25 protein-coding genes are annotated in these 26,101 nt (G+C 42.9%); 8 read left to right on the forward strand and 17 right to left on the reverse strand.

Annotation, left to right across the window (positions count from 1 at the left end):
• Positions 1-76 precede the first annotated feature (76 nt).
• Positions 77-1,399 (forward strand): DUF1958 domain-containing protein, encoded by a 1,323-nt coding sequence (locus HMPREF2704_RS04740; protein WP_070845840.1) that lies wholly within the window; start codon positions 77-79, stop codon positions 1,397-1,399.
• A 316-nt stretch (positions 1,400-1,715) separates the two neighbouring features.
• Here HMPREF2704_RS04740 and HMPREF2704_RS04745 read toward each other — a convergent pair whose 3' ends face one another.
• The 8 genes from HMPREF2704_RS04745 to HMPREF2704_RS04780 form a co-directional block, all read right to left on the reverse strand.
• The gene (locus HMPREF2704_RS04745) at positions 1,716-2,807 is read right to left on the reverse strand and encodes a glycerol dehydrogenase (RefSeq protein WP_049506401.1); all 1,092 of its coding nucleotides are present in this window, start codon (positions 2,805-2,807) and stop codon (positions 1,716-1,718) included.
• 14 nt (positions 2,808-2,821) lie between these two features.
• Entirely contained in the window at positions 2,822-3,490 is a 669-nt protein-coding gene (locus HMPREF2704_RS04750) for a fructose-6-phosphate aldolase (protein ID WP_049486453.1), read from the reverse strand.
• 15 nt (positions 3,491-3,505) lie between these two features.
• Positions 3,506-5,944, reverse strand: coding sequence for a glycyl radical protein (locus HMPREF2704_RS04755; protein ID WP_070845842.1), 2,439 nt, complete (start codon positions 5,942-5,944; stop codon positions 3,506-3,508).
• Between the two features lie 141 nt (positions 5,945-6,085).
• A complete protein-coding gene (locus tag HMPREF2704_RS04760; protein ID WP_049486454.1) occupies positions 6,086-7,387 on the reverse strand; it encodes a PTS sugar transporter subunit IIC in 1,302 nt (433 codons plus the stop codon).
• Between the two features lie 11 nt (positions 7,388-7,398).
• Positions 7,399-7,707 (reverse strand): PTS sugar transporter subunit IIB, encoded by a 309-nt coding sequence (locus tag HMPREF2704_RS04765; RefSeq protein WP_070845844.1) that lies wholly within the window; start codon positions 7,705-7,707, stop codon positions 7,399-7,401.
• 13 nt (positions 7,708-7,720) lie between these two features.
• Positions 7,721-8,044, reverse strand: a complete 324-nt coding sequence (locus tag HMPREF2704_RS04770) for a PTS lactose/cellobiose transporter subunit IIA (protein WP_049486455.1) — start codon at positions 8,042-8,044, stop codon at positions 7,721-7,723.
• A 166-nt stretch (positions 8,045-8,210) separates the two neighbouring features.
• A complete protein-coding gene (locus tag HMPREF2704_RS04775) occupies positions 8,211-9,182 on the reverse strand; it encodes a sugar-binding transcriptional regulator (RefSeq protein WP_049486456.1) in 972 nt (323 codons plus the stop codon).
• A gap of 14 nt (positions 9,183-9,196) precedes the next feature.
• Positions 9,197-9,940 (reverse strand): DeoR/GlpR family DNA-binding transcription regulator, encoded by a 744-nt coding sequence (locus HMPREF2704_RS04780; protein ID WP_048717589.1) that lies wholly within the window; start codon positions 9,938-9,940, stop codon positions 9,197-9,199.
• Between the two features lie 130 nt (positions 9,941-10,070).
• Here HMPREF2704_RS04780 and HMPREF2704_RS04785 point away from each other — a divergent pair, with 130 nt between their 5' ends.
• The gene (locus HMPREF2704_RS04785) at positions 10,071-10,847 is read left to right on the forward strand and encodes a glycyl-radical enzyme activating protein (RefSeq protein WP_048691616.1); all 777 of its coding nucleotides are present in this window, start codon (positions 10,071-10,073) and stop codon (positions 10,845-10,847) included.
• 265 nt (positions 10,848-11,112) lie between these two features.
• Here the strand turns inward: HMPREF2704_RS04785 and HMPREF2704_RS04790 are convergent, their stop codons facing one another.
• A complete protein-coding gene (locus tag HMPREF2704_RS04790) occupies positions 11,113-13,008 on the reverse strand; it encodes a M13 family metallopeptidase (protein ID WP_070845846.1) in 1,896 nt (631 codons plus the stop codon).
• 192 nt (positions 13,009-13,200) lie between these two features.
• Here HMPREF2704_RS04790 and HMPREF2704_RS04795 point away from each other — a divergent pair, with 192 nt between their 5' ends.
• The 4 genes from HMPREF2704_RS04795 to tpx all read left to right on the forward strand — a co-directional run bounded on the left by HMPREF2704_RS04795 (position 13,201) and on the right by tpx (position 16,285).
• The gene (locus tag HMPREF2704_RS04795) at positions 13,201-13,923 is read left to right on the forward strand and encodes a metal ABC transporter ATP-binding protein (RefSeq protein WP_070845848.1); all 723 of its coding nucleotides are present in this window, start codon (positions 13,201-13,203) and stop codon (positions 13,921-13,923) included.
• Positions 13,920-14,762 (forward strand): metal ABC transporter permease, encoded by an 843-nt coding sequence (locus HMPREF2704_RS04800; RefSeq protein WP_070845850.1) that lies wholly within the window; start codon positions 13,920-13,922, stop codon positions 14,760-14,762. The genes HMPREF2704_RS04795 and HMPREF2704_RS04800 overlap by 4 nt, the downstream gene beginning before the upstream one ends.
• 11 nt (positions 14,763-14,773) lie before the next feature.
• A complete protein-coding gene (gene fimA / locus HMPREF2704_RS04805; protein WP_070845852.1) occupies positions 14,774-15,703 on the forward strand; it encodes a metal ABC transporter substrate-binding lipoprotein/fibrin-binding adhesin FimA in 930 nt (309 codons plus the stop codon).
• Positions 15,704-15,790: 87 nt separating this feature from the next.
• Positions 15,791-16,285: a thiol peroxidase gene (gene tpx, locus HMPREF2704_RS04810; RefSeq protein ID WP_061455731.1), complete on the forward strand. Its 495-nt coding sequence runs from the start codon at positions 15,791-15,793 to the stop codon at positions 16,283-16,285.
• A 34-nt stretch (positions 16,286-16,319) separates the two neighbouring features.
• On the opposite strand, the gene HMPREF2704_RS04815 is transcribed toward tpx, so the two are convergent.
• Complete coding sequence (locus HMPREF2704_RS04815) at positions 16,320-17,345, reverse strand: DUF3114 domain-containing protein (protein ID WP_061591416.1); 1,026 nt, start codon at positions 17,343-17,345, stop codon at positions 16,320-16,322.
• 124 nt (positions 17,346-17,469) lie between these two features.
• On the opposite strand from HMPREF2704_RS04815, the gene HMPREF2704_RS04820 reads away from it, so the two are divergent.
• A complete protein-coding gene (locus HMPREF2704_RS04820; RefSeq protein ID WP_061591415.1) occupies positions 17,470-18,123 on the forward strand; it encodes a metal-dependent transcriptional regulator in 654 nt (217 codons plus the stop codon).
• Between the two features lie 21 nt (positions 18,124-18,144).
• On the opposite strand, the gene dtd is transcribed toward HMPREF2704_RS04820, so the two are convergent.
• The 7 genes from dtd to HMPREF2704_RS04855 all read right to left on the reverse strand — a co-directional run bounded on the left by dtd (position 18,145) and on the right by HMPREF2704_RS04855 (position 24,707).
• A complete protein-coding gene (dtd, locus tag HMPREF2704_RS04825; RefSeq protein ID WP_013904523.1) occupies positions 18,145-18,588 on the reverse strand; it encodes a D-aminoacyl-tRNA deacylase in 444 nt (147 codons plus the stop codon).
• Between the two features lie 206 nt (positions 18,589-18,794).
• Positions 18,795-21,014, reverse strand: a complete 2,220-nt coding sequence (locus HMPREF2704_RS04830) for a RelA/SpoT family protein (RefSeq protein WP_070845855.1) — start codon at positions 21,012-21,014, stop codon at positions 18,795-18,797.
• Between the two features lie 162 nt (positions 21,015-21,176).
• The gene (locus tag HMPREF2704_RS04835; RefSeq protein WP_070845857.1) at positions 21,177-21,920 is read right to left on the reverse strand and encodes a 16S rRNA (uracil(1498)-N(3))-methyltransferase; all 744 of its coding nucleotides are present in this window, start codon (positions 21,918-21,920) and stop codon (positions 21,177-21,179) included.
• 1 nt (position 21,921) lies between these two features.
• Positions 21,922-22,872 (reverse strand): 50S ribosomal protein L11 methyltransferase, encoded by a 951-nt coding sequence (prmA, locus tag HMPREF2704_RS04840; RefSeq protein WP_070845861.1) that lies wholly within the window; start codon positions 22,870-22,872, stop codon positions 21,922-21,924.
• 10 nt (positions 22,873-22,882) lie between these two features.
• Positions 22,883-23,782 (reverse strand): GIY-YIG nuclease family protein, encoded by a 900-nt coding sequence (locus HMPREF2704_RS04845; protein ID WP_070845863.1) that lies wholly within the window; start codon positions 23,780-23,782, stop codon positions 22,883-22,885.
• Entirely contained in the window at positions 23,769-24,224 is a 456-nt protein-coding gene (locus HMPREF2704_RS04850) for an NUDIX hydrolase (protein ID WP_024054561.1), read from the reverse strand. Before HMPREF2704_RS04850 ends, HMPREF2704_RS04845 begins: the two co-directional genes overlap by 14 nt.
• A gap of 12 nt (positions 24,225-24,236) precedes the next feature.
• Positions 24,237-24,707, reverse strand: a complete 471-nt coding sequence (locus HMPREF2704_RS04855; protein ID WP_024054562.1) for a DUF3013 family protein — start codon at positions 24,705-24,707, stop codon at positions 24,237-24,239.
• 114 nt (positions 24,708-24,821) lie between these two features.
• Between HMPREF2704_RS04855 and HMPREF2704_RS04860 the strand changes: the two genes are divergently transcribed.
• Positions 24,822-26,093 (forward strand): replication-associated recombination protein A, encoded by a 1,272-nt coding sequence (locus tag HMPREF2704_RS04860; protein WP_037608262.1) that lies wholly within the window; start codon positions 24,822-24,824, stop codon positions 26,091-26,093.
• Positions 26,094-26,101: the final 8 nt, after the last annotated feature.

Raw genomic sequence — 26,101 nt, forward strand, 5'->3', positions numbered from 1 at the left:
CTATTTTTCCTTTATTTTTTCAATTTCTACTTTTTCTAAAATTTTTTCAAGTTGAATCCCTGGCCTGTATGATATAATGGAATCTATGAATTATGTGAGACATTTACACAAACGACTAAAACGCAGCCTCTTGTCCCTCCTTGTAGGAGTCTTGACATTAGGCCCTATTTCCACTGCTTTTGCGGATGACATCTACCAGCAAGAAGATGTCATGAAAATCGCAGCTGATGCTGGACTGGTATTGGACGATTTTTACAAGCCTAAGGCTGACATCGTCATCGACGCCAATACTGGAGCCATTTTGTACGGAGACAATATCGACACGGTCCGGGACTCCGGAAGCATGGCCAAACTCATGAGTGCCTATGTGGTCTTTCGGGCCCTTAAGGAAGGCAAGATCAAATATGATACCGTGGTCACAGCAACAGAGGCAGACCAAGCCATCTCGGAAAACAATCTGTTAAGTAACTCACCTATTGTAGCTGGTGTTGACTACAAGGTATCTGAATTGATCAAGATGCTCTTTGTTCCATCTTCTAGTGCGGCCGTGATTATGCTCGCCAACGCCGTCACTGACAATGATCCCGATAAGTTTTTGGACTTAATGAATCAGTACGCACAAGAAATGGGGATGAGCCATACAAAATGGCACAATCCAAATGGGGCGATGATTTCGGTCCTTCAGGGCTACTACAATCCTCAGCGCTACGATGTCAATGCCAATAACGAAATTACAGCGCGGGACATGTCTATTCTGGCTTATCACATCGTAAACGACCTGCCAGAAATGTTGGAATACACCAAGCAAGCTCATACTACCATCATGGAAGGTACCCCCTACGAGCAAAGCTATGATAACTACAATACTTCCCTCGAAGGTGGAAAGTTCGCCCTTAAAGGAACAGATGGACTCAAAACTGGATCCAGCCCGACTGCTGACTACAACTACACCGCGACAACCAAGCGGGGGAAACAGCGGATTATCGAAGTCATTTTGGGGGTTGGAAACTACGATGTCGAGATCGCCGAAAGTTACCGCAATCAAATCGGGAATACCTTGGCTGAGAAAATGTTCGCAGACTACCAGTATAAAAAAATCCTTTCTGCAGGCGATCATACCATCGACGGGAAGACAATTCACTTGAAGCAAGACTTCTATGCGACCGTTAAGAAGGGGACGAAGCCAGCCCTTAAACTGGAAGACAACCGCCTAGTCGTTCAGAACGGCTTGCAACAGGTATCTCCAAGTATTAAAGCGGGAGTGGCCGTAAGTGAGTCTAAAACAACGACCTCTAGCAGTAAAAGCAAGGGACTCGATGTTATGTGGCTCTTCTGCTTCCTGCCTGCCGGAATTTTATACCTGATCTTTAAACAAACCGATCCAAAAAGAAGAAAATAGAAAAAGAACTCCCATTACCATAAGGTATGGGAGTTCTTGGTTTGTCGACAAAGTCATCTTAGAAACTTTCCTTAGGTGAGTACGGACGTCAGCGAACATCGAAGAAGTTCCATGACTTAGTTTTGGACCTAAAGTTCCAAAACTCCCGAGTGCTAGAAACAATCGTGTTTCTAGCACTTTTCTCACGGCGGAAAGTTCCTAAGCATTTTTTAATGAGCCTTAAAAAGTATCTAATTTTAATTTTTTAGGCATCCATTAGTTTGTTTGATGTAAAAAATCAGTTTGTCTACATTATCTGTGAATGACAGATATTGATTTAGTCTAAACCTTGAACGTAGGCATCTACTGCTACGATGGCTTGGGCAATATCAGAAGCCTTCACTTCAAATGGCATTTGATGGATGGTTTCTCCTTCGATGGTGGCCTGTTGGCCAACCTTGAGAAGATCTTCATAACTTGCAGTTTCAAGATGCATTTCTTTCAGAGTGGTTGGCATACCGATTTGTTGATAGAAACGAATGTATTTATTCAATTCTTCCTTAGGACGGTTTTCTAAGAACAATTGAACTAACGTTCCGTAGGCTACTTTTTCACCGTGAGTCAAATGGTGGATGTCCCCAGTAAGGGCTGTAAAGCCATTATGGATGGCATGGGCAGCTGCTAACCCACCACTTTCAAACCCAATACCACTAAGAAGGGTATTGGCTTCAATGATGTTTTCAAGAGCAGGGGTTACGACTTTGGCTTCACAAGCAGCCATGGCTTGGAGTCCATCAGCAAATAAGGTTTCTTCACAACGTTGTGCAATGGCGACACCCGCTAAGGTTTGTCGTTGACCCAACATGGTTTTTCCATTGGCTTGCATTACCGCACGCGCTTCGACCCAAGTCGCTAATCCATCTGCGATTCCAGAAGCGAGCAAACGTTTTGGTGCTTGAGAGATGACTTTGCTATCCACCAAGACCAATTCTGGGTTTTTAGAATAGAAAATATAGCGAGCAAAGGCACCTTCATCCGTGTAGATAACTGACAAAGCGGAAACGGGAGCATCTGTAGAGGCAATGGTAGGGGCAATCACAACTGGTGATTTTAAAAGATCGGCAATAGCTTTCGCACTATCGATGGTCTTTCCTCCACCAAGTCCAATGACCAAATCACAGCCATTTTCTTCTGCCAAACTAACCACACGATTGATTTCGTTATCAGAAGCTTCTCCATTAAAGAAGACTGGCAAGACTGTAAATCCATACCGAAGGAGATATTTTTCAAATCGTTCTCCTACGATTTCATAGACTACTGAGTCGCATAGTAATACAGGATGACTCCCCAGTTCTAAAATAGGTTTTGCATTTTCAAATAAGGCATTTTCCCCTTGAATGTAACGTGACGGACTTGCAAAATTTCTCATATACTCCTCCTTTATCAAATTATATTCTGATGATGAATAGCTGACCAATCATTTGCAAAATCATTCACCGCTTTTTCAATTGACGGCATTCCAAAAGCCGCTTCAAAGACATCAGCCCCAGCAGTGATGGCTTGTGCCCCTTCTTTGAATGCTCGATTGACTTGACCGACATTCTTAAAGGATGCTGCTAGAATTTTGCTTGATGATTGATTTTTTTCGATTGAATCTGCCAATTGTGCTATTACCTGTGCTGAATCAATATTCAAGTTCTCCATTCGATTATAATAGGGAGCAAGGTAATCTGCGCCTGCTTCAATAGCCAAAAGACCTTGAAATACAGTATAAATTGCGGTTGCAGTAATTTTATAACCTTCTGATTTTAATGTTTTGATAGCTGCCAACCCCTCAGGAGTAACCGGAACTTTAATAAAAACATTTCCGCCACATTCTTGTCGAATTTTCGCAGCATCTTTTAAAATACCGTCATAATCTTTCGCAACAACTTGCACATGGATAGAAGGAGCTTCACCAATGATCTCCCGAACCTCATGAATCCGTTTAAAGAAATCGATTTCTCCTTCTTTTTTGGCAATTGTTGGGTTAGAGGTTACCCCAGCAAGAGGTAACACTCGAGCCCATTTTTTTATTTCATTTATATTTAAAGTATCAAGCATAAATTCCATATACATACCTCTTTACTATAGAGTATGCTCTGTCCGTCCAATAATATCATCTTGTGTAGCTCTTGATAGTACATTGAAGAAAGCTGAGTAGCCTGCAACACGTACAATTAAGTCACGGTGTTTTTCCGGATGTTTTTGAGCATCTAATAACGTTTCTCTAGAAACCACATTATATTGAATATGGTATCCATGTAGACGATTAAAGAACGTACGGAGTAAAGCAATAAGTTTTAATTTATCTTCTTCTTTGGCTAAAGTTTGTGGGTTTACTTTTTGGTTCAGTAAAACACCACCAACTATTTCATCTGTTGGCAATTTAGAAACTGATTTTAGAACAGATGTTGGGCCATGTTGGTCCATATTGTGGGATGGAGAGCATCCTTCTGCTAGTGGAGTTCCAGCATTACGACCGTCCGGAGTAGCTAATGTTCCACGACCTTGTCCTACATTGGCTGAAATAGAAGATGTACCTGAGTAACGGATACCACCGATTGGCCCACGTCCATAGCGAGTATTTGGATATTTAGCAATTTCATCCACATAAATATCGTATGCTTCTCGAACTAAGCTGTCTGCATAGTCATCATCGTTTCCATACTTCGGTGCATCATGGATAAGCATCTCTTGGATTTCTTTTCCACGTTCGCCCTCGTAATCGGTTTCCAGAGCATGCCATAGTTCTTGTGGTGTTAAGCGCCCTTCTTCAAATACCAGTTTCTTGATCGCTGCAAGCGAATCGGATAAGTTTGCAATACCCACTTGTAAACCAGAAATATAATCGTAGACAGCCCCACCTTCTTTTAGGTGTTTTCCACGTCCAATACAGTCATCTGTCAAAGCTGAACAGAGGATATCTGGCACTTCTCTTTCAAGAGATAGGTCGATAGAGTTTTCTACGATCACACTCATGCGGGTTAAGTGGCGTAAGGTCTTGTCCCATGCTGTTTGCAATTCATCGAAGCTCTTCATGTCTTTAAAATGACCAAAGCTTGGTGCAAAGCGCTTGCCAGAAGCAGGATCGATTCCGTCATTCATCGTAATGAGCAAAACTTTAGGGAAGTTCATATAACTCATACCTGTACAGCGATATCCCCACTTACCTGGAACAGCTGTTTCTACACAACCAATTGCACTGTAATCATAAGCATCTTCTTCAAGCACGCCTTTTGAAATAAAGGATGGAATAATGATCTCATCATTATTGAAAGCAGGCATACCGAATCCGAGCTTCATAACTTCAATACATTCGTTCATGAAGCGGGCATCCAAACCAGCATGGTAACGAACAGTTAAGTTTGGTTGAGGAAGGTGAGTTTGAGCAACAGACTTCAACACTAAATAAGACAATGGGTTAACAGCGTCTTTCTTATCACGCGTTTGACCACCAATCGTAACATTTTGATAAAGCGGACTACCTGCAGATGAGAAGGTATGTGCTTGACTACGTACTTTGTTAATTGTAATAGTCTTAATCCAAAGGTTGGTCAAGCGTTCAACAATACTCTCTTCAGTTTCCCGTCCACTTTCCAAATCATCTTTAACGTATGGATACATATATTGGTCAAAACGGCCATATGAAAGTGAGTGTCCATTTGATTCAATCTGAAGAATACATTGGATAAACCAAACAGACTGAACAGCCTCTGCAAATGTACTTGCAGGCTCGTATGGAACTTTTGAGCAAATCTCTGCAATTTCAAGCAATTCCTTCTTACGTTCAGGAGTTGCTGTCTCAGCAAGTTGTTTAGCAAGTTCAACAAATCGTTGAGCATAGGTCTTAACAGCATCAACTACGATAAAGATAGAATCGTAAAAATGGTACTTATCAATGCTAGCTGGATCCGTTAGATCTAGGGCTGCTTTAGCTTGGCGGGCTCTTTCTTCAAAACCTTTCAAGCCATATTGCAATAATTTTTGATAATTGACTGCTAAGTGGGCATCTCCTGAATTCATCTTCCCTTCCATACCGAAGAATCCTGTTTCCATATAGACAGATACTTCTTCAGGTAGAAGAGCTCCAGCTCTTGCACGTAAGTTATTATTTTCCCAGAACGGTGCGATACTACGGAGCTGCTCTTTCGTTTCTTCCGTAATATAGAAGACGTCACCATCCCGCTTTTCAAAAAGATCCAATTCCTTCAGAACGAACTCTAAAGTATATTCTGGGAAGATCGGAGCATCTTTATTAGAGGATGCTTGGTTTCCAGCAATCATGGATTCATCCTCAATATAGATTGTCATATTTTCAAGAATCTCTTTCAACATATAGGCACGTTTAAGAACATTTGGTTGTTCCTTATAACGATCATATGCCTTAGTTGCAAGAACGGCACGTTCAGCGTCGATATAAGGCTTCTTGTTTAAGACATCTTCACGATACTTATTCATGCGTTCAGTGAGGCTTCCAAAATATTCTGTTTTAATGCTTGTACTTGCTACTTCTACTTGTTTCATTTTTTCAAAACCTTTCTTTTGAAATTATTTTGTTTTCTTTCGTAACTATAGTAGCATTAAATTTTACGAATTTCAATGAATTATGGATAATACCTATAAATTCTATTCTAGTCGCACATCTGTGCACTCCTAATAAACGCACTATTTTTCAGCTTGTAATTCGTTGTTATAGGCAAGATTATCTTGGAATTTGAAGAATGGGAAATATACGACAGTCGAGGTTGCGAGAACCAGCACTTGAACGAAAGCACCTTGCCAACCTCCAACCATAAATCCAGAAATAATGGCTGGTGTACTCCAAGGAAGGGTCACACCTGAGAATGGATGCATGAACCCAATAGCAATTGAAGTATAAACAATTATCGCTGCTAAAATTGGAACGATAATAAATGGAAGGAACATCACTGGGTTCATTACAATTGGGAAGCCAAATACGACGGGTTCATTAACATTGAAGATTGCAGGAAAAGCTGCAACTTTCCCAAGTGCCTTATATTGTTTTGACTTAGCAGCAAATAACATAGCAACAACCAAACCAAAGGTTATACCTGATCCAGACAAAATAAGGAAACTATCTAGGAATTGTTGAGTTACAATGTGAGCACCATTTTCAACGGATAGCTTCCCAGCTGCCAACATTGATTTATTGGCATCCAGGTTAGAAAGTAGTAAGGCTGTTACTACACCATTGACAACTGATTGTCCGTGCACACCAAACCACCACAAGAACGAAATAAAGAAGGCAATTCCAATCGCTCCGTAAAGTGATCCTGTTAGACCTTGTAGAGGAACCTGAATGACATCATAGATCATTTCAATGAAAGTACCGCCACTTGTCACTACTTTTGATACGATATAGACAATCATTGATAGTAAGAAAATCACGAAAGCAGGAATCATCGCTTCAAATTGTTTGGCAATGGCTTGAGGTACTTGTTCTGGCATTTTAATAACAATGTGTCTTTGGATAAACACAGTATAAATCGCACCAACTACCAGACCTATAATAATAGCCCCGATAATCCCTTGACCACCAAACCATACTTTTGCAATGGCATCACCAATTGGTTCTCCCTTAGCTGGTACATAAGAAGATTTTAACAAGATAAAGTATGAAGATAGGGACAAAACTCCTGCTGGCAAGGGTTCTACTCCACTGTTTTTAGCATATGAATAACCAATGGAGAAGCACGAAATTAAGCCCATGATGGCGAATGTTCCTGAATAAACCTGCATAAATGGCTCTGTCCACGTATCGCCAAATACACTAGCAATAGCCTGATTAAGGCCTTCAAATGGTAATTGCCCAATAATCAGGAACAAACTACCAACTACCGTTAATGGAAGGATCGCTAACATCCCATCTTTAAGAGCAATAATTCCTTTCAAGTTTACAAACCGCATGATTGGAGCGATAATTTTCTGAGAATTAAAATTAGACATGGGAAGCCTCCTTATTTTTCTCCTAGCAATTCTAGAGCTAGATTTAGTACTTTCTTACCATCCAACATCCCATAATCTGCCATAGGGATGACAGCAATAGGAATATGGTTTGCCTCACAAATCGCTTTTGATTTATCCAAAGTATAAGCTACTTGAGGGCCCAACAAAGCGACATCGATTTCAGGAGCAAAATCTGCTAATTTCGCTTGAGAATAGGCATCGATTTCAGCATCAATCCCTAATTCCTTAGCCGTCACCTTCATATTATTTACCAACATTCCTGTTGAAAATCCTGCTGCACAAAACAATCCAATTTTCATCTTCTTTTCCTCCTTATTGTTTCGCTGAAAGTTCTTTACGTAAGTCAATCATTTCTTTGATCAAGTTAATCTCTGTGATTGAAGTCATTAAGTGATCTTGTGAGTGCACAAACAAAGCTGTAATCTCTGTCTTTGTCCCACCTGCTTCCTGGGCTAAAAATTGTGTTTGCAAGTTATGCGCTTCTAGCAATGCTGCATCTGCTTTCGCAATTTCGTCTTCAGAAGATGTAAAATCGCCCTCCTTAGCATATGATAAAGCTTGGTAAATATGCTGTTTAGCATCACCCGCATTTAAAATCAATCCCATAATAATTTGGTCTGCAACAATTATTTCCATGTGCACTACACTCCTTTATCAATCTACTGAAAGCGCTTTTTCTATTGTCAATATACCATTTATATTTTTGCCGGTCAATAAAAATCACAACATTTGATTATTGTTTTTGTTTTTTGCACATTTGTGCTATTCAACTCAAAAAAATAAGGACTGCATTCCTGCTGTCCTATTTTTTAGTAAATTGCTGATCACCATCTAATTCTAAGACTTTTAAGATCGTTGCTTCATCTGTGACTAAATGATTGATATAGTTGGCTTTCAAAACCGATAAAAGTGCTTTTGCTTTCTGATCACCGTAGGCCAAAGAGATGGTGTTTGGTACCTCTCTCAATTCCTCCAATGTGATAGATATTGTTCTTTCCTGTAATTCAGGATAAACGGGGATACCTTCTTGATCAAAGAAACGACAGCATACTTCTCCTACAGCATGTTCTGACTCCAATTTCTTAAAATCATTTGATGTCAGCATATCAAACCACTGAGGATTCTTGCTATCTGCATAGCCACCAATCCCTACAGCCGCAACATCCAAACAACGCCAACTAGCTTTCAAATCCTCAAAATACTTAGAAGATAAGATGCCTTCCGTCACCTCAGAATTTTCTTGAATGACACTCGCGTTTATAAAATGACATTCCCCATGAAATTTACTCGCCATACTGTAGATCAGCGTATTGACATGGTAGCGAGCATGAATATGACTGGGACCTCCAGCTAGGGGATAAAACTGTACACCATCCAAGCGCTTCGTTCCAACTTGTTCTACCATTAATCTGAGAGACTTGCCCCATGAAAATCCGACTGTCATTCCATCTTCAATCAAATTACGAAGCATGACCGCACTTGCTTGCGCCAGTCGCTTTTCAAGGCTTTCTCGAGGTTCATCAACTAGATTCGGTATAATCTCGATAGCTTTTAAGCCATATTTTTGTTTGATATAATTTTCTAAATGGAAGAGGCGAGTATCAAAGTTTTCGATTTCAATTTTTACTACGCCCTCTTTCTTGGCCTCTGCTAGCATTCTGCTGACAGTTGTACGGTAGATTCCAGTTTCTGCTGCGATTTGCGATTGACTTTTGTCTTCAACATAGTATAGATAGGCTAATTTAGCAAGTAACTTTTTCCGTTCATCTTTCAATTGGCTTCTCCTTCTTATACTAAAGTTAAAATTGTTTGTGAATCCTCAAGTTTTTCTTTCGCTTCTTGAGATATATTCTTATCTGTTATGACTCTCGAAACTTGTGAAAGTGCAAATCGTCTGACAGTTCCACATTTCCCAAATTTACTTGAATCTGTTAAGACAATCACTTCTTTAGAAACATCGGACATAGCTTGAACAACTTCACTTCTCATCATATCTTTCCCAGTAAAGCCAAGTTCGTCATCATATCCGTCTACCCCTACAAAAGCAAAGGGAACTCTAAACGAGCGGATTAATTCTTTCAAAAGCGGACCTACAGTCACTCTCGATTCTTTTTGAAATTCACCACCAAGTAGGATGATTTTACAAGAATCATATTCCTGAATATAATCTGCAATAAAGTAAGAATTTGTCACAATCTTGACATTCTTTTTTGTTTGGCAAATTTCTTCCGCTAGCAAGGCACATGTAGAGCCCGATTCAATCAAAACCGTGTCGTTATCCTTAATTAATTTAGCAGCTTCCCTGGCTATTCTTTTCTTGGTATCATATTGAAAGGACAGTCGAACATTGATATCATCTCCACTATTTAAAACAGCATAGCCGTGTTCTCTATGCAATAATCCTTTGGATTCTAGCTTGTCCAAATCCTTTCGAATGGTCACTTTAGAGACTTGTAATTTCTCAGACAAACTATTAACATCAATCTTTTCAAATTCCGATACTAATTTCAATATTTCATCTAAACGTTGCATTGTTTTTACCTCTTCTCTATTTTAGCAAATTTTCGAGTGAATTCAAAACAAAATAAACTTTCGTTCGTAATTGAATTAGTTTCTTAAATAATGTATAATGGACTTACTAGATTGATAGGAGAGCAAAAATATGGAACAAAATCGCGGCATAATCTTTAATATCCAACACTTTAGTATCCATGATGGCCCTGGAATCCGAACTACTGTATTTTTAAAAGGATGTCCCCTACGTTGTCCATGGTGCTCCAATCCTGAATCCCAGCGTGCAAATCCTGAAAAAATGTTGGATGCTGTTACTAAAAAGGAAACCATCACAGGAGAAGAAAAAACAGTTACCGAGATCATAGATGATGTCTTAAAAGACGTTGACTTCTACGAAGAATCTGGTGGTGGCCTTACCCTGTCTGGTGGAGAAATCTTCGCTCAATTTGAATTTGCCAAAGCTATCTTAAAAGCTGCGAAAGAAGTTGGACTTCATACTGCAATCGAAACGACAGCTTTTGTTGAACATGAGAAATTTGTCGATCTCATTCAGTATGTTGATTTTATTTATACAGACCTTAAACATTACAATACACTTAAACATAAGAAGGTTGTCGGAGTCAACAATCATCTGATTATTAAAAATATTCATTATGCCTTTGCTCAAAACAAAACAATCGTTTTACGTATTCCAGTCATTCCTAATTTCAATGACTCTTTAACTGATGCTGAAGAATTTGCTTCCCTTTTTAATTCTCTCAACATCGATGAAGTACAACTTCTCCCATTTCACCAGTTTGGAGAAAACAAATACAAGCTTTTAGGACGTCGCTATGAAATGGAAGGAATAAAAGCTCTGCATCCAGAAGATTTATATGACTACCAGCAAGTTTTTTTAGATCATGACATTCACTGTTATTTCTAATCCACTCAAAAATCCCCAAAACTAGTTTCAGTAGATTGAAACTTGGCTTTGGGGATTTTTATTTTTTTTACGACCGTCGAGAAAAAGAGAGATTGACTGGTGGGCTGGCCCACATGGTCAAGAAAATCAATCAATTGCTTAACTGAAGTCGAGACTACTTCCTTTGGAAAAAAGATAAATCAATTGGCATTCAGGGAATGCGGCATTGATTTCCTATTTTTCTGCAGGAAGTTTCGGTAAACCGAATCGTCTCTCCTATCTTATTTTACCAAATAATCACACGATCTTCTGGTGCGCGCCACATGCCGTCGCCTTCTTTGACATCAAAAGTTTCAAAGAATTCGTCAAAGTTTGGTAATTGGACATTGGTACGGAGTTTTCCTGGTGCGTGGACATCGACACTTGCGAGGAGTTGCATGTACTCAGTCCGAGCTTTCATGCGCCAGATGCGAGCAAAATTGGTGAAGAATTCTTCCGCTGAGAAATCTTTCTCTTTCTTCGCTGCTTCAAGGGCTGCAGCGATACCGCCGAGGTCTGCCACGTTTTCAGAAACGGTCAATTTCCCGTTGATCTTGGCACCGTAAGAGTCTTGCCCTTCAAACTGATCGATGACTTTTTGCGTGCGAGCGGTAAAGGCTTCGTAATCTTCTGGCTTCCACCAGTCTTTCAAGCTACCGTGCTCATCAAAGGAAGCACCATTGGTGTCAAAGGCGTGGGAGATTTCATGGGCAATGACTGCACCGATTCCGCCGTAGTTGGCTGATGATGATTGGTGAAGGTCATAGAAAGGTGCTTGTAAAATCGCTGCTGGGAAGACGATTTGGTTCTGTTGCGGATCATAGTAAGCATTGACCAGATGGGCTGGCATGTGCCATTCGCTTCGATCAACCGGTTGGTTCCACTTGCTCCAAGTATGGGCAATGGAAATTTCGTAAAGGGCTTGAGCATTTTCAACCAAGGTCTTGCTTTCGTCGATGATCTTTTTGGCGTATGTTTCTGGTAATTTTTCAGGGTAACCGATATGTGGTGTGATGACATTGAGTTTGACAATGGCTTTTTCACGAGTTTCAGGAGCGAGCCAATCTGCTTTTTCTAAGCGCTCCTTATAGACGTCAATCATGGTCGCTACTTTATGCTCTACATCTGCTTTTGCTTCTGGTGAGAATTTTTCGTCCGCATACCAGAGTCCAAGTGCTTGGCTATAAGGTCCTTCTGCCAAGGCCAGAGCTGCTTTTTCTTTTGGACGAGGTTCTGGAATCCCCGTGATGATCCGTCCATATTCACCAGACAAGACACGGATTTCTTCCGTCAAGAAAGACGTCCAATCTAAAGCTGCACCAAGTTTCAATTTGGCATGAATGGTTTCCCAGTTGGCTGCCGAGTAGTATTTTGGTGCGAATTCCTTCCAGAAACGCTCTTCTGGAACGATGATTTTATCTGGTGTTTGTCCGATCACTTCAGTAAAGAAGGCATCGAGTGGCAATTCTGGGACCAAGGCCTTGAAATCTGCCCATTCATAAGGATGGTAGAGTTTGTTGTACTCTGATTTTTCTTCGTTTGACAAGACATATTTGGCCAATTCTGCATCAGCCGCAATGACCTTATCCAGGATGTCTTTGATTTCTTCCTCTGAGAAATCGAATTTTGCCAAGAGTTTTTCAACCATTTGACGCCAAACAGCTAATAACTCTGGTCCTTTTTCATTGTCTTCTTCATAGTAGGTTGTATCAGGCAAAATCAAACCGAGTGCTTCTCCCCACAAGACATTCATTTGGGCATTCATAAAGTCTGGTGACACGCTAAATGGCAAGAGATTTGGTTTGCCAGCTAGCTCATAGGTGCCCAACTTGCTGGTATAGTCTTCAAAGGAAGATAAGGCCTTGATTTCGTTGATCAAGGGCATAGCTGGAGCCACACCAGCTGCTTCCCGTGCATCAAAATCTGCCACCATTTTGTGGTATTTGACAAAGTTTTGCAGAATGCTATCTTCAGGCAATTCTTCTCCTCTTTGCCATTTTCCGGTAATATCCAACATCAAGTTTTCGATATCTTGGATCAAGTCCATAAAACCACCGGTTGACGGTTTGTCATCTGGAATCACAGCTGTCTCAGCCCATGCCCCATTGACGTAATCATAAAAATCATCTTGTAAACGTACCATGATCTTCTCGCTTTCATTCTTTTGTAATAACCTTATCAAAAATAGGAACTTTTTTCAATGATTTCAAGAGATTTAAGTTGAATTATTTTAAAAATTAACTTGACTTAACTTTTTATTCATGTATAATTATTTTAAAAATTAACTTGACTTAATTTTTTTATTCATGTATATTAATGGTAAAGGAGCAAAATCATGATTCAAATTGAACATCTAAGTGTTGCTTATCAGCAAACACTGGCCTTGGAGGATCTTTCCCTCACCATCCAGGGTCCAACCATCCTAGGAATTCTTGGACCCAATGGAGCAGGAAAATCAACCCTGATCAAGGCCATGCTAGGACTTCTCCCTCATTCGGGAAAAGTCCAGCTCAATCAAAAAGATCTCAGCCAAGTTCTTCAACGGGTGGCCTACGTCGAACAAAAGACAGCTATTGATTTCCACTTCCCCATCACGGTGCGGGAGTGTGTCTCACTGGGACTCTATCCCCATCTTTCGATCTTAAAGAGAAAAAGCAAAGAGGATCGCCAAAAAGTGGAAGATGCCTTGAAACTTGTCAATCTTCTTGATCTAGCGGATCGCCAGATTGGCCAACTTTCAGGAGGGCAATTCCAACGGGTGCTGATCGCCCGCTGCTTGGTCCAAGAAGCGGATGTCATTTTTTTGGATGAGCCCTTCGCAGGGATTGACTCTGTCAGCGAAGACATCATCATGCAGACCCTCCAGACCTTGAAACAAGAAGGCAAGACCATTCTGATCGTCCATCACGACCTCAGCAAGGTCCCAGCTTACTTTGACCAAGTCCTCCTCCTTCATCGCAAGCTAATTGCTTTTGGAAAAACAGAGGAGACCTTTACCAAGGAGAATCTGCACGCCACCTACGGCCATGAACTCTTTATAGGAGGTGGAGTTGGATGATTACAGAATTTATCGATGGATTACAACAATTTCATTTCCTACAAAACGCCTTTATTACTGCTATCGCCATCGGAATTGTTGCTGGTGCGGTCGGATGTTTCATTATTTTACGAGGCATGTCTCTCATGGGAGATGCCATCTCACACGCGGTCCTTCCAGGGGTGGCTTTGTCCTTTATCCTGGGTATCAATTTCTTTATTGGCGCCATTGTCTTTGGTCTTTTAGCTTCTGTCCTCATCACCTATATCAAGAGCAACTCCATCATCAAGAGCGACACTGCGATTGGGATTACCTTTTCTTCTTTCCTCGCCTTAGGGGTCATCTTGATTGGAGTCGCTAAAAGTTCCACCGACCTTTTCCACATCCTCTTTGGAAATATCTTGGCCGTGCAAGACCAGGATATGTGGATGACCATTGGTATTGGTGTGGCGGTCTTACTGGTGATTGTTCTGCTCTTTCGTCCCTTGCTGCTCACATCTTTTGATCCCGTTCTAGCCCAATCCATGGGTGTTCGGGTCAAGGCCTATCACTACCTCCTCATGGTACTCTTGACCTTGGTTTCTGTCACGGCTATGCAGAGTGTCGGGACCATTCTCATCGTCGCCATGCTCATCACACCCGCTGCGACAGCCTATCTCTACACCAATAGCCTCTGGTCCATGATGCTCCTTTCATCCGGATTAGGTGCTCTTGCATCCATCCTGGGACTCTTTATTGGCTATAGCTTAAACATCGCCGTCGGGTCTTGTATTGTCCTCACTTCTGCTGTCTTCTTTCTCATCAGCTTCTTTATCGCTCCTAAGCAGAGAAAGAATAAGCACGCTCTTTCATCTCATTAAAGGAGAAACACATGAAAAAAACCGCTTCTATCCTCGCCCTCTTTGTGGCGCTCTTATTTGGTCTGTTGGCCTGTAGCAAAGGCTCTTCTTCTGGAGCTTCTGGTAAATTGAAAGTGGTCACCACCAATTCAATCCTTGCAGATATCACTAAAAATATTGCTGAGGATAAGATCGATCTGCACAGTATCGTTCCTGTCGGCAAAGATCCTCACGAGTACGAACCGCTTCCAGAAGATGTCAAAAAGACTTCGCAAGCAGACCTCATCTTCTACAACGGGATCAACCTCGAAACCGGTGGCAATGCTTGGTTTACTAAATTGGTCAAAAATGCCAATAAAGTTGAAAACAAAGACTATTTCGCAGCTAGCGAGGGAGTCGACGTCATCTACTTGGAAGGCCAAAACCAAGCTGGAAAAGAAGACCCTCACGCTTGGCTCAATCTCGAAAACGGGATCCTCTACGCTAAAAACATTGCCAAACAATTGATCGCAAAAGATCCCAAAAACAAGGACTTCTACGAAAAAAATCTAGCTGCCTATACTGAAAAACTCAGCAAGCTCGACCAAGAAGCCAAACAAAAATTCAACAATATCCCAGAAGAGAAGAAGATGATTGTAACCAGCGAAGGCTGCTTCAAATACTTCTCCAAAGCCTACGGCGTCCCATCCGCCTATATCTGGGAAATCAATACGGAAGAAGAAGGCACACCTGACCAAATCAAAACGCTGGTAGAAAAGCTCCGGCAAACCAAGGTGCCTGCCCTCTTTGTTGAATCTAGCGTCGATGAACGTCCTATGAAAACTGTGTCTAAAGATACCAATATCCCGATCTATGCAAAGATCTTCACTGATTCCATTGCCAAAGAGGGAGAAAAAGGTGATAGCTACTACAGCATGATGAAATGGAACTTAGACAAGATCGCAGAAGGTTTGAACAAATAAGATTCCAAACTGATTAGATTCTCAAACAAATCAGTGGCTCTTCCCCCTTCATTGATGTACAATGAAAAGAAAAAAGGAGTCTTTGCTATGACAACATTTTTAGGAAACCCTGTTACCTTTACTGGATCTCAACTTCAAGTTGGCGATACTGCTCATGACTTTTCATTGATCACTCCAGCTCTTGAGAAGAAATCTTTAGCTGATTTTGCTGGCAAGAAAAAAGTCCTCAGCATTATCCCATCCATCGACACAGGTATCTGTTCGATGCAAACACGTCACTTCAATCAAACCTTATCGGATATGGAAGACACTGTCGTCTTGACGGTCTCTGTCGACCTTCCTTTTGCTCAAGGTAAATGGTGCGCTGCTGAAGGGCTCGACAATGCCATCATGCTCTCAGACTACTACGACCATTCCTTCGGGAAAGCATACGGCCTCTTGATCAATGAATGGCACCTACTCGCACGCGCTGTCTTGGTCTTAGATGCGGATAACAAGGTTACTTACGTTGAATACCTAGACAATATCAACAGCGAACCAAATTACGACGCTGCAATCGAAGCCGTCAATGCGCTTGGATAAATGAAAAAAGAGGTCTGCGACCTCTTTTCCATTGCTATAAAATCCGATGAAGTCCATTCTGTAGGAGGACGCGCCAGCGTAAGCGAGGGATGCCTCTGAGGAAACTCCGCACGCGCTGTGCCACTTGTTGCTTGTAGCTCTTGCCTCCTTGTGCAAAGACTCCTTTTCGACTCCAGTAGCCTTCGACACTGCGATCATTTTTAGGGGCTAGATAGCGAACATCTTGCTGATAGAGGACATGCTTGCGAAAGGCTGGATCCCAAGCTTTGACGGGGTCAATATCTAAGTCCTTATGGGTCCGTCCCCTAGCCAGCCCGTAGTTAAAACTAGCCCCATTGACAATGCCATTTTCAGAAACTTCTACTGGATCGACTTCATTGAGAAAACGCCCGGCTTGATCGAGAATATACTCCGTATGAAAATTTAACAAGACCTTGAAATTGACTTGTTGGGAGGCCCCTGATGGATAATGAAGGTGACCATCTGGCCCTAGGGAGACCTTATTGTGAAGGCGGGCAGCCGCATAAGCATCCACCGTGACCGCTCTAGCCTCCTGTAAGTAAGCTTGTAAGGCCTCCTCGTCAGTCTGTCCAGCTCTGGCCTCATGCGTCCGAATCCACTGGGCTTGGTAACTTGAAAGTAGGTAGCGCAACTGGTGAACCTGGCGTTTCAAGAGCTGATCTCCCGACTGATCTGCTAAGGGATCCTTTTCAAAGGCGATTTGCACGACGTGTGAAAAAACCTTCCAAAAATCGGAACCTGGCGGACAATCTGGAGCCATCCTACTCAGAAGAAAGGCTGTTTCTTCACAAGTTCCGGACAGGTCACTTGGCATAAGAAGAATTTTCATGACTCCCCTCAGCAAGTCTTGGGCAGCCGTTTCCGTTAGATCCTTGATCTCTTGAAACCACATATTTTGAAACAGAGGACTGGCAAAGAAAAAGACAGACTGGTATTGTTCTTGGTAGGCTTGTGGATCTTTCAATCCCTGCAAGTGCTTCTCTAGATAGGCTAAACTATTTTCTCTCCAGCCTAGTCTCGCTAATTCCCGTCTGTTCATGATGACGTCCTTTCTATTCTACTATACTACCATCTTTTGGAGCTTGAGACAATTCTCATTACTCCACTAGCGTTTTTGAGGATTTTTTTGATATACTAGAAGTGAGCGAAGAAAAGAGGAAAGCATGACACCAAACAAAGAAGATTACCTCAAGTGCATTTATGAAATTGGCACAGAAGTAGAAAAAATCAGTAATAAGGAAATCGCTAGTCGCATGCAGGTCTCTCCACCCGCTGTGACCGAGATGATTAAGCGCATGATCTCTGAGGGCCTCTTGGTGAAAGATAAGACCCATGGCTATCTACTAACGGATCTGGGCTCGCAATTGGTCTCTGATCTCTACCGCAAGCACCGCTTGATCGAAGTATTTCTGCTGAAAAATCTTGGCTACACAACTGAAGAAGTCCATGAAGAGGCAGAAGTTCTCGAGCATACCGTTTCTGAACATTTCATCGACCGGCTGGATCACATGCTTGGAAATCCTAAGACCTGCCCTCATGGTGGGACAATTCCAAAGAAAGGCGAAAGGCTTGTCGAAGCCTACCAAGACCGTCTCAGTGAAACGACCCAACCTAGTCTGTATATTCTGCAAAGAGTCTATGACACCTATGAATTGTTAAAATTCTTAGACCAGATCCATCTCCAGATTGGGGATACTATCGAGTTTCAACGATATGATGACTACACAGGCCTCTATCACTTAGTCATCCAAGGACAAGAAATTTCTATCAACCAAGTGATCGCCCAACAACTCTATATCGAAAAATATGCAGTCTAAACCGACTGCATGTTTTCTTACTTATGGATTTTTTGTATCTAACAAAATCGTCACTGGACCATCATTGATCAATTCAATCGCCATATCAGCCCCAAAGATCCCTCGTTTGACAGGGACTTCTTTTTCTAATTGATCATTAAAGGCATCATATAACTGACTGGCCATATCTGGCTTGGCAGCTCCTGTAAAAGCAGGACGGTTGCCTTTTTTTGTCTCCGCAAAGAGGGTAAATTGAGAGATCGATAAGATTTCCCCTTGGATATCTTTGACCGAAAGATTCATCTTATCTTCCTCATCTGAGAAAATACGCATCTGCGATACCTTGCGGACTGCATACTCCAAATCCTTCTGGTCATCCTCAGGCCCTACTCCCACTAAGAGCAGCAAGCCTTGCTGGATCGCATTGTAAACTTGGCCATCAATGGAAACCGAGGCACTCTTGACCCGTTGAATTACTAATTTCATTTTATTATCCTATTTTATAAATCTATTGAGCATTCACTGCTGACCTTAAAAGAAAATCGACATCAGACAAGGCAGTGAGACGCAGGCACACTATCTGAAAAGTAAAGGCTGTTCAGTTGCTTTTAGTGCGAGGCAGCGAGACGAAGACAGTACTTAAGTACGGCAAGGCGAGCTAACGAAGCAATAAAAGATAACTGAGCAGCCGACTAGCCGTTGGTACGCTTAACAGAGTACACCTCCGGCACACTCTTAATCTTATCCACAACTGTTGTCAACATAGACAGGTTTGGAATCCCAAAGGAAATGTGGATATTGGCAAATTTCATATCTTTGGTTGGTTGGGCATTGACGGTTGAGACCATCTTAGCTGTATTGGAGAGGACTTGGAGCACATCGTTCAGAAGTCCGGCACGGTTGAGTCCGTATATATCGATGTGGGCGATGTAGTCCTTGGTCGTGTTGTTATCTTCCCATTCTACATCGATCAAGCGTTGCTCGTAGTTGTCTTGGGCACGTAGGTTCATACAGTCCTGACGGTGAATCGCAACACCGCGTCCTTTGGTGATGTAGCCGACGATTTCATCACCTGGAACTGGGTTACAGCACTTCGCAATCCGAATCAAGAGCCCAGAAGCGCCTTGGATGACCACGCCACCTTCGTGACGGACCTTCAAGGTGTCTTTTTTATTTTCAACCTTGACCTCGCCACCTTTGACTAGCTCTTCTGCTTCTGCGCGTGCCTTAGCCCGCTCTTCTTCCCGGCGTTCATCCTCCGTCAAGCGGTTAAAGATGGTAATAGCCCCAATCTCTCCAAAACCAATCGCCGCAAACAAGGCTTCTTCTGTCTTATAGCTTGATTTTTGTAGCACTTTGTCCATGTGCTTTTTGTTCATGAACTTATTGGCTACCAAGTCATGCTCGTGGAATTGGGCCATCAAGAGGTCCCGACCACGGTTAATCGACAATTCCTTGTCTTGATTTTTAAAGAACTGACGAATCTTGTTGCGCGCCTTGCTAGTTTTAACAAGTGTCAGCCAGTCACGGCTCGGACCAAAGGAGTTGGCGTTGGTGATAATCTCCACCTGGTCTCCCGTCCGAAGTTTGGTATTGAGGGGCACCATCCGGCCGTTGACCTTGGCACCAATCGCTTTTTCCCCAACCTTGGTGTGGATTTCATAAGCAAAATCGATCGGTCCAGAATCTTTCGGAAGCGAGCGCACGGTTCCATCTGGTGTGAAGACGTAAATCTCTTCTGCCAAGATGTCTTCTTTTACATTTTCAACAAATTCTTTAGCATCGCCTGACTGGTCTTGGAGTTCCATCATCTCCTTAATCCAGTTCATCCCAATAGCCGATTCCTTGCTGTTGACTTGACCCTTGATTCCTTTTTTATAGGCCCAGTGAGCCGCAACCCCGTACTCAGCAACCTCATGCATTTCCTTGGTTCGGATCTGGAACTCAATCGGTCCTTTAGGGCCGTATACAGTCGTATGGATGGACTGATAGCCATTGGCCTTCCGGTTGGCAATATAGTCCTTAAATCGACCCGGCATTGGCTTCCAGAGCTCATGGATATAGCCCAGCATGGCATAAACATCACTTGGAGTGTCCAGGATGCAGCGGATGGCAATCAAGTCATAGATTTCATCGAAGCGTTTCTTCTTATCCTGCATTTTGCGATAGATCGAATAGATATGCTTTGGTCGACCATAAATTTTCCCATGCAGATGGCGTTCCCCAGCATAGGTCTCGATCTTGTGGACAACCTCTTCGACCAACTCTTCTCGCTCGCGACGTTTTTCCTTCATCATATGCGAAATCTTGTAGAATTCAACTTCATTCAGATAACGGAAGGACAAATCCTCAAGCTCCCACTTGACGCTGGAAATCCCGAGACGGTGGGCGAGTGGCGCATAGATCTCCATGGTCTCACGCGAAATGCGCTCTTGCTTATCCTTGCGCAAATGCTTGAGGGTACGCATATTATGCAAGCGGTCAGCCAATTTAACCAAAATCACGCGGATATCTTGAGACATGGCCATGAGCATCTTGCGATGGTTTTCCGCCAACTGCTCTTCATGGGACTTGTACTTGACCTTCCCGAGCTTGGTCACCCCATCGACAATCACGCGCACATCATGACCAAATTCGCGCTCTAAATCATCTAAAGTCGCATCCGTATCTTCCACGACATCATGCAAAAAGCCGCAGGCGACCGTCACAGCATCCAGTTTCAGCTTGGCAAGGATCCCTGCTACTTGAATTGGGTGGATGATATAAGGCTCGCCAGACTGACGGAATTGCCCATTATGGCAATCAACCGCATAGACCAAAGCCTTTTGTACAAAAGCAACATCTTCAGGTGATAAATATTTTTTTGTAAGGGCAACGACTTGGTCCCCTGTTAAATTCTCTTCTTTCGGCATGTATTTTCTCCAGTTTCTTGGATACTATTTTAACACTTTTAGAAGCAGATGGGAACCAATGAAGCTACTTTAATATACGGATACTTCTCGAAGATCATTCTGGGATCCACCTTGCTTTCATCATTCTTGTAAAAAAACTAACGAAGCGATTCCTTCACTTCGTTAGTTCATTAATTCTGTGACAACACTCACGGCGCTGAGGGCGTAGAGTGGCGCTGTTTCTGCTCGCAGGATGCGAGGACCAAGTCCTGCAAGAATGGCTCCTTTAACTGTAAAACTTTCAATTTCTGCAGGGGAGAGGCCTCCCTCTGGCCCAAAGATAAAGAGCAATTTGCTTCCAGCTTCCAATCCGGTCAGAGACTGAAGTAAAGCTGCTGCCTCTCCTTCTTTAGCCGACTCTTCATAAGCCACCACGATCCGATCAAACTGTTCTAACTGAGCCAGAAAGTCTGCCTTTTTCTCAAAAAGGGTAATGCTTGGGACCAAATTCCGCTTGCTTTGCTCGGCTGCTCCAAGGGCAATTTTTTCTAGTTTTTCGACCTTTTTACCCAACTTCTTGCCGTCCCACTTGGCAACGGACCAGTCTGCAGGAAAGGCCCAGATTTGGCTAGCACCCAGTTCTGTTACTTTCTGAGTGATGAACTCCAGCTTGTCTCCCTTGGGAAAGCCTGATGCGATGGTCACTTGGACTGGCAGTTCCACATTGTCAGCTAATTCCTCAACCAGCTCCAACTGACGGGCTTCTACATTGACCACGCGCGCCAAGCGCTTGATCCCATCATCAAAGACTAAAGTCACCTCATCATCTTCTTTTAAGCGCATGACCTGAAACATGTGCTTGCTGGTTTCCTTGTCCTCAATGGCGACAGGTGAGCTAGCCAAACCTTTTACAAAATACTGCTGCATGCTAGCCTCCAATCACACCGGAGACATCCTTGGTCTTCTTGAAGACGCAGGCATTCCATTCCCCTTGGATCATGTGGGTTTCAAGGAAGAATCCTGCTGACTCAGCCGACTCGCGCACCATGTCCCACTTGTCCTTGATAATGCCACTCATGATGAGATAACCTTCATCCTTGACCAAGCGATAAGCATCATCTGTCAGATGGATAAGGATATCCGCCAGGATGTTGGCCACGATGACATCTGCCTCAATCTCCACGCCTTTCAGCAAATCGCCTGGGGCTACATGGATGTTTTCCATGCCTGGGTTGAGTTCAATATTTTCCTGAGCGACGCGAACCGCTACGTCATCCAAGTCATAGGCAAAGATTTCCTTGGCACCAAGAAGGGAGCTAGCAATGGAAAGGACACCTGAACCAGTTCCTACATCTAGCACCGTTTCGCCACCACGGAGAACCTGCTCTAAGGCAAAGAGGCTCATCTTGGTTGTCGGGTGGGTTCCTGTTCCGAAGGCCATACCAGGATCCAGCTTGATAATCTTTTCTCCCGCTGTCACCTCATAGTCCGTCCATGACGGCACGATGGTCAAGTCATGAGTGATACGAGCTGGTTCATAGTATTTCTTCCAGTTGTCTGCCCAGTCTTCCTCAGCCAAGGCAGTCGTACCCATCTTGACCTCTCCTAGATCCATAAAATCCGTCAATTCTGCTAAGCGAGCCTGCAAGTCCGCTTCAACCGCTGCTACATCAACCGTTTCCGGGTAGTAGGCCGTCACCACGATTTCTTCTTGCTGCTCGACATCAGGAAAAATCTCACCAAAGCGGTCGACATTTCCCACATAATCCATGCTGTCTTCGATTGCTACCCCTTGGGCGCCTAACTCGATCAAGAGGTTGGAGACTAGTTCCTCACCCTCACGCTTCACTGTAACTTTTAACTCTTGCCATGTTTCCATTTGATTCTCCTTAACAATCCATTGTTTCTTCTAATTCTTTTAAAGTCTTACCGTCCTTATTTTTCCAATCCGTTCGACCATTCGTATTCATGCCTAGTACAAAAGCGGCTGCGTAAGATGGACTGGAGAACAGTTGTTTTTCTTGTAAAACACCATCTTTAATCATATTTGTTTTGATTAACTCTTTACGCAATTCTTTTAGGCTTGCTGGTATTGCGGATGAATCAACCACATCCACTTGACTTCCTTCTAAAACAACAAAGCCTTCTGAAGTCTGTTCACAGATTGCTTCGATCGTTCTATTTGATTTCTTGGTTTTTCGCTTTAGATAGAGATAAGTTGAATTTTCATCAGAAACATTCTGACCTGTTTTCTTGGTCATAGGAACAAACACTCGGTACCCTAAGGTTCCTACAATCATCAAAGTATTTTCTACAACCTCATCCAACTCGGATTGCTTTTCTTCTGTTACATTCCCAGAATTGGGCTCATTCCCATTTTTTACAATGAAGCGCCCCGCGTCCTTTGCTAGTTGTGTAAATTTATTTTCCAAGTAACTAATTTCCGTGGGTCCAAAGGAGTTATTCTGCGTCGTCAAAATAATGACATCATTAAAATAATCTGTATGATTGTCACGAGTATGTTCCTGAACACGTAAAAGGACACCTTCACCATTTTTGCGATTCGTCGCCTGCCCGATGTAGGTAACATCCTTTTGCTTATCCTCATTACGACCAAATAGGAAATAAATGCCACTTTGCTTCATTTCATCACGTGATTTTAAATCTGCCAATTGAATTCGAGGAATTTTATAGATCACCCCTGTCCAATTGGACAAGGTACATTTGATTATACCAGTAACTTCTCCATTAATGAGAAACATATTGATATTCTTACTACGATTTGGCATCTACCTTACTTTCCTCCAAATAATCCCTCAATCTCCCCTGTAGCTGAGGCACTGCTTGTTTAGAATTGAGAAATTCCTCAATAGACATCAGTTTATAGGCCTGTCCTTCATCCCCAAAGGTGATACTGTCAAACTGATCCTGACTTAACTGACCGACCATAAAGACAGACTGCCGACCTTCAAAGAGCACGCTGGGATAGACCTTGCTCCAAAGCAGACAGTCTTCACCTAAATGAATTCCCAGTTCCTCATAAACTTCACGCGCCGCGCACTCGAAAGGACTTTCGTTTCCTTCACGACCACCACCTGGCAACTCCCACATGTTGGGACAAGGGATATCGTCCTTGTCATCACGTAAGATAGTCAAGACCTTATCCCCACAAATCAAGGCAATCTTAGAGCCCGTAAAATCAAACTTTTTATCAATACAATCCAAATTCATAATCATTTCTTCCTAATATCTTGGATAAGGGTAAAATTCTCCTTCTTCCAATCCAACTTTTCCTTCTTCAAAGACCTCTTGGTTCCATTCCATGACGAATTCTTCTGCTTCTGGGTCTTCCAAAAAGTCCATGAGGGCGTCTAGTCCAACCTCTGCAGTATCTTTGAAAAATAGCGCAAAATAAGCTAAGAATTCACGAGAGAAACCTTTTTTAGGTAGATACGGAATAACAGTTAAATAGTCTTCTGCATTAACTGTTGACTTGGCAGGGTTGTAAAAAAGTACCGCTTCTTCAAAAAGGATATCATCTGACGAAACTTCTCCGTCTTCATCTAACATCTCCACTCCTGCAGGATTTTGCGCCTCAAGCAGAAAACTCACTTCAACCGCATGATTGCGCTTGTCCCAGCTAATCTCATAATCAAAAGGAAAGTTCTTGTCCAACTCTTCTTGTAAAACATCTAAAAATCCGTATTTAGACATAGCGTCCTCTTTCTAATTTCCCACTCTTAGAGCGGAATATGATACAATAGTTACTACAATCTTACCATAAAAACCGTCTCTTTGAAAGGAGACAAAGCTAGAAAGGAGAAGGAAATGCCCGACAATCTCGCACTCCGTATGCGACCACGAACGATCGATCAAGTCATCGGTCAACAGCACCTGGTTGGAGAAGGCAAAATCATTCGTCGCATGGTCGAGGCCAATCGTCTGTCCTCTATGATTCTCTATGGACCTCCGGGGATCGGAAAGACCAGTATTGCTTCTGCGATCGCAGGAACGACCAAGTATGCTTTTCGGACCTTTAATGCAACAGTTGACAGTAAAAAACGCCTACAAGAAATCGCAGAGGAGGCCAAATTTTCTGGTGGCTTGGTCCTGCTCTTGGACGAGATCCATCGCCTCGATAAAACTAAACAAGATTTTCTCCTGCCTTTGCTCGAAAGTGGTCTGGTCATCATGATCGGTGCAACGACTGAAAATCCCTTTTTCTCTGTCACACCCGCTATTCGTAGCCGCGTACAAATCTTTGAGCTGGAACCGTTGACGACGGAGGAGGTCAAGCAAGCTCTAAAAACGGCGCTGGACGATCCCGACCGTGGCTTTGATTTTCCAGTCGTGCTCGATGAGGACGCTTTGGATTTCATCGCTACCTCAACCAATGGAGATCTTCGCTCTGCCTTTAATTCTCTCGATCTGGCGGTGCTGTCGACCTCTGAAAATGCAGAAGGAATTCGCCATATTACGCTAGAGATCATGGAAAACAGTCTCCAGCGCAGCTACATCACCATGGACAAAGATGGAGACGGCCACTACGACGTGCTCTCTGCTCTGCAAAAATCTATCCGTGGTTCGGATGTCGATGCTAGTCTCCACTATGCAGCTCGTTTGATCGAAGCCGGAGATCTACCCAGCCTAGCTCGTCGCTTGACTGTCATCGCTTATGAGGATATCGGTCTGGCCAATCCAGATGCGCAGATTCATACCGTGACAGCGTTACAAGCAGCTGAGCGCATCGGCTTTCCTGAGGCCCGCATTCTCATCGCCAACATCGTCATCGATCTAGCCCTTTCGCCGAAATCCAACTCAGCCTACGTTGCCATGGACAAGGCGCTGGCTGATCTTAGAAGTTCTGGCAACCTTCCTATTCCTCGCCACCTCCGCGATGGTCATTATGCTGGAAGCAAGGAACTGGGAAATGCGCAAAACTATAAATACCCTCACAACTACCCTGGCAACTGGGTCAATCAGGACTACTTGCCAGACAAGCTCAAACACGCTTCCTACTTTATTCCCAATGAAAATGGCAAGTACGAGCGTGCTCTCGGAGCCACCAAGGAGAAGATTGATCAATTTAAGAAAAAGTGACATCGGTT

Source organism: Streptococcus sp. HMSC076C09, from assembly GCF_001837905.1.
Lineage (GTDB): Bacteria > Bacillota > Bacilli > Lactobacillales > Streptococcaceae > Streptococcus > Streptococcus parasanguinis_I.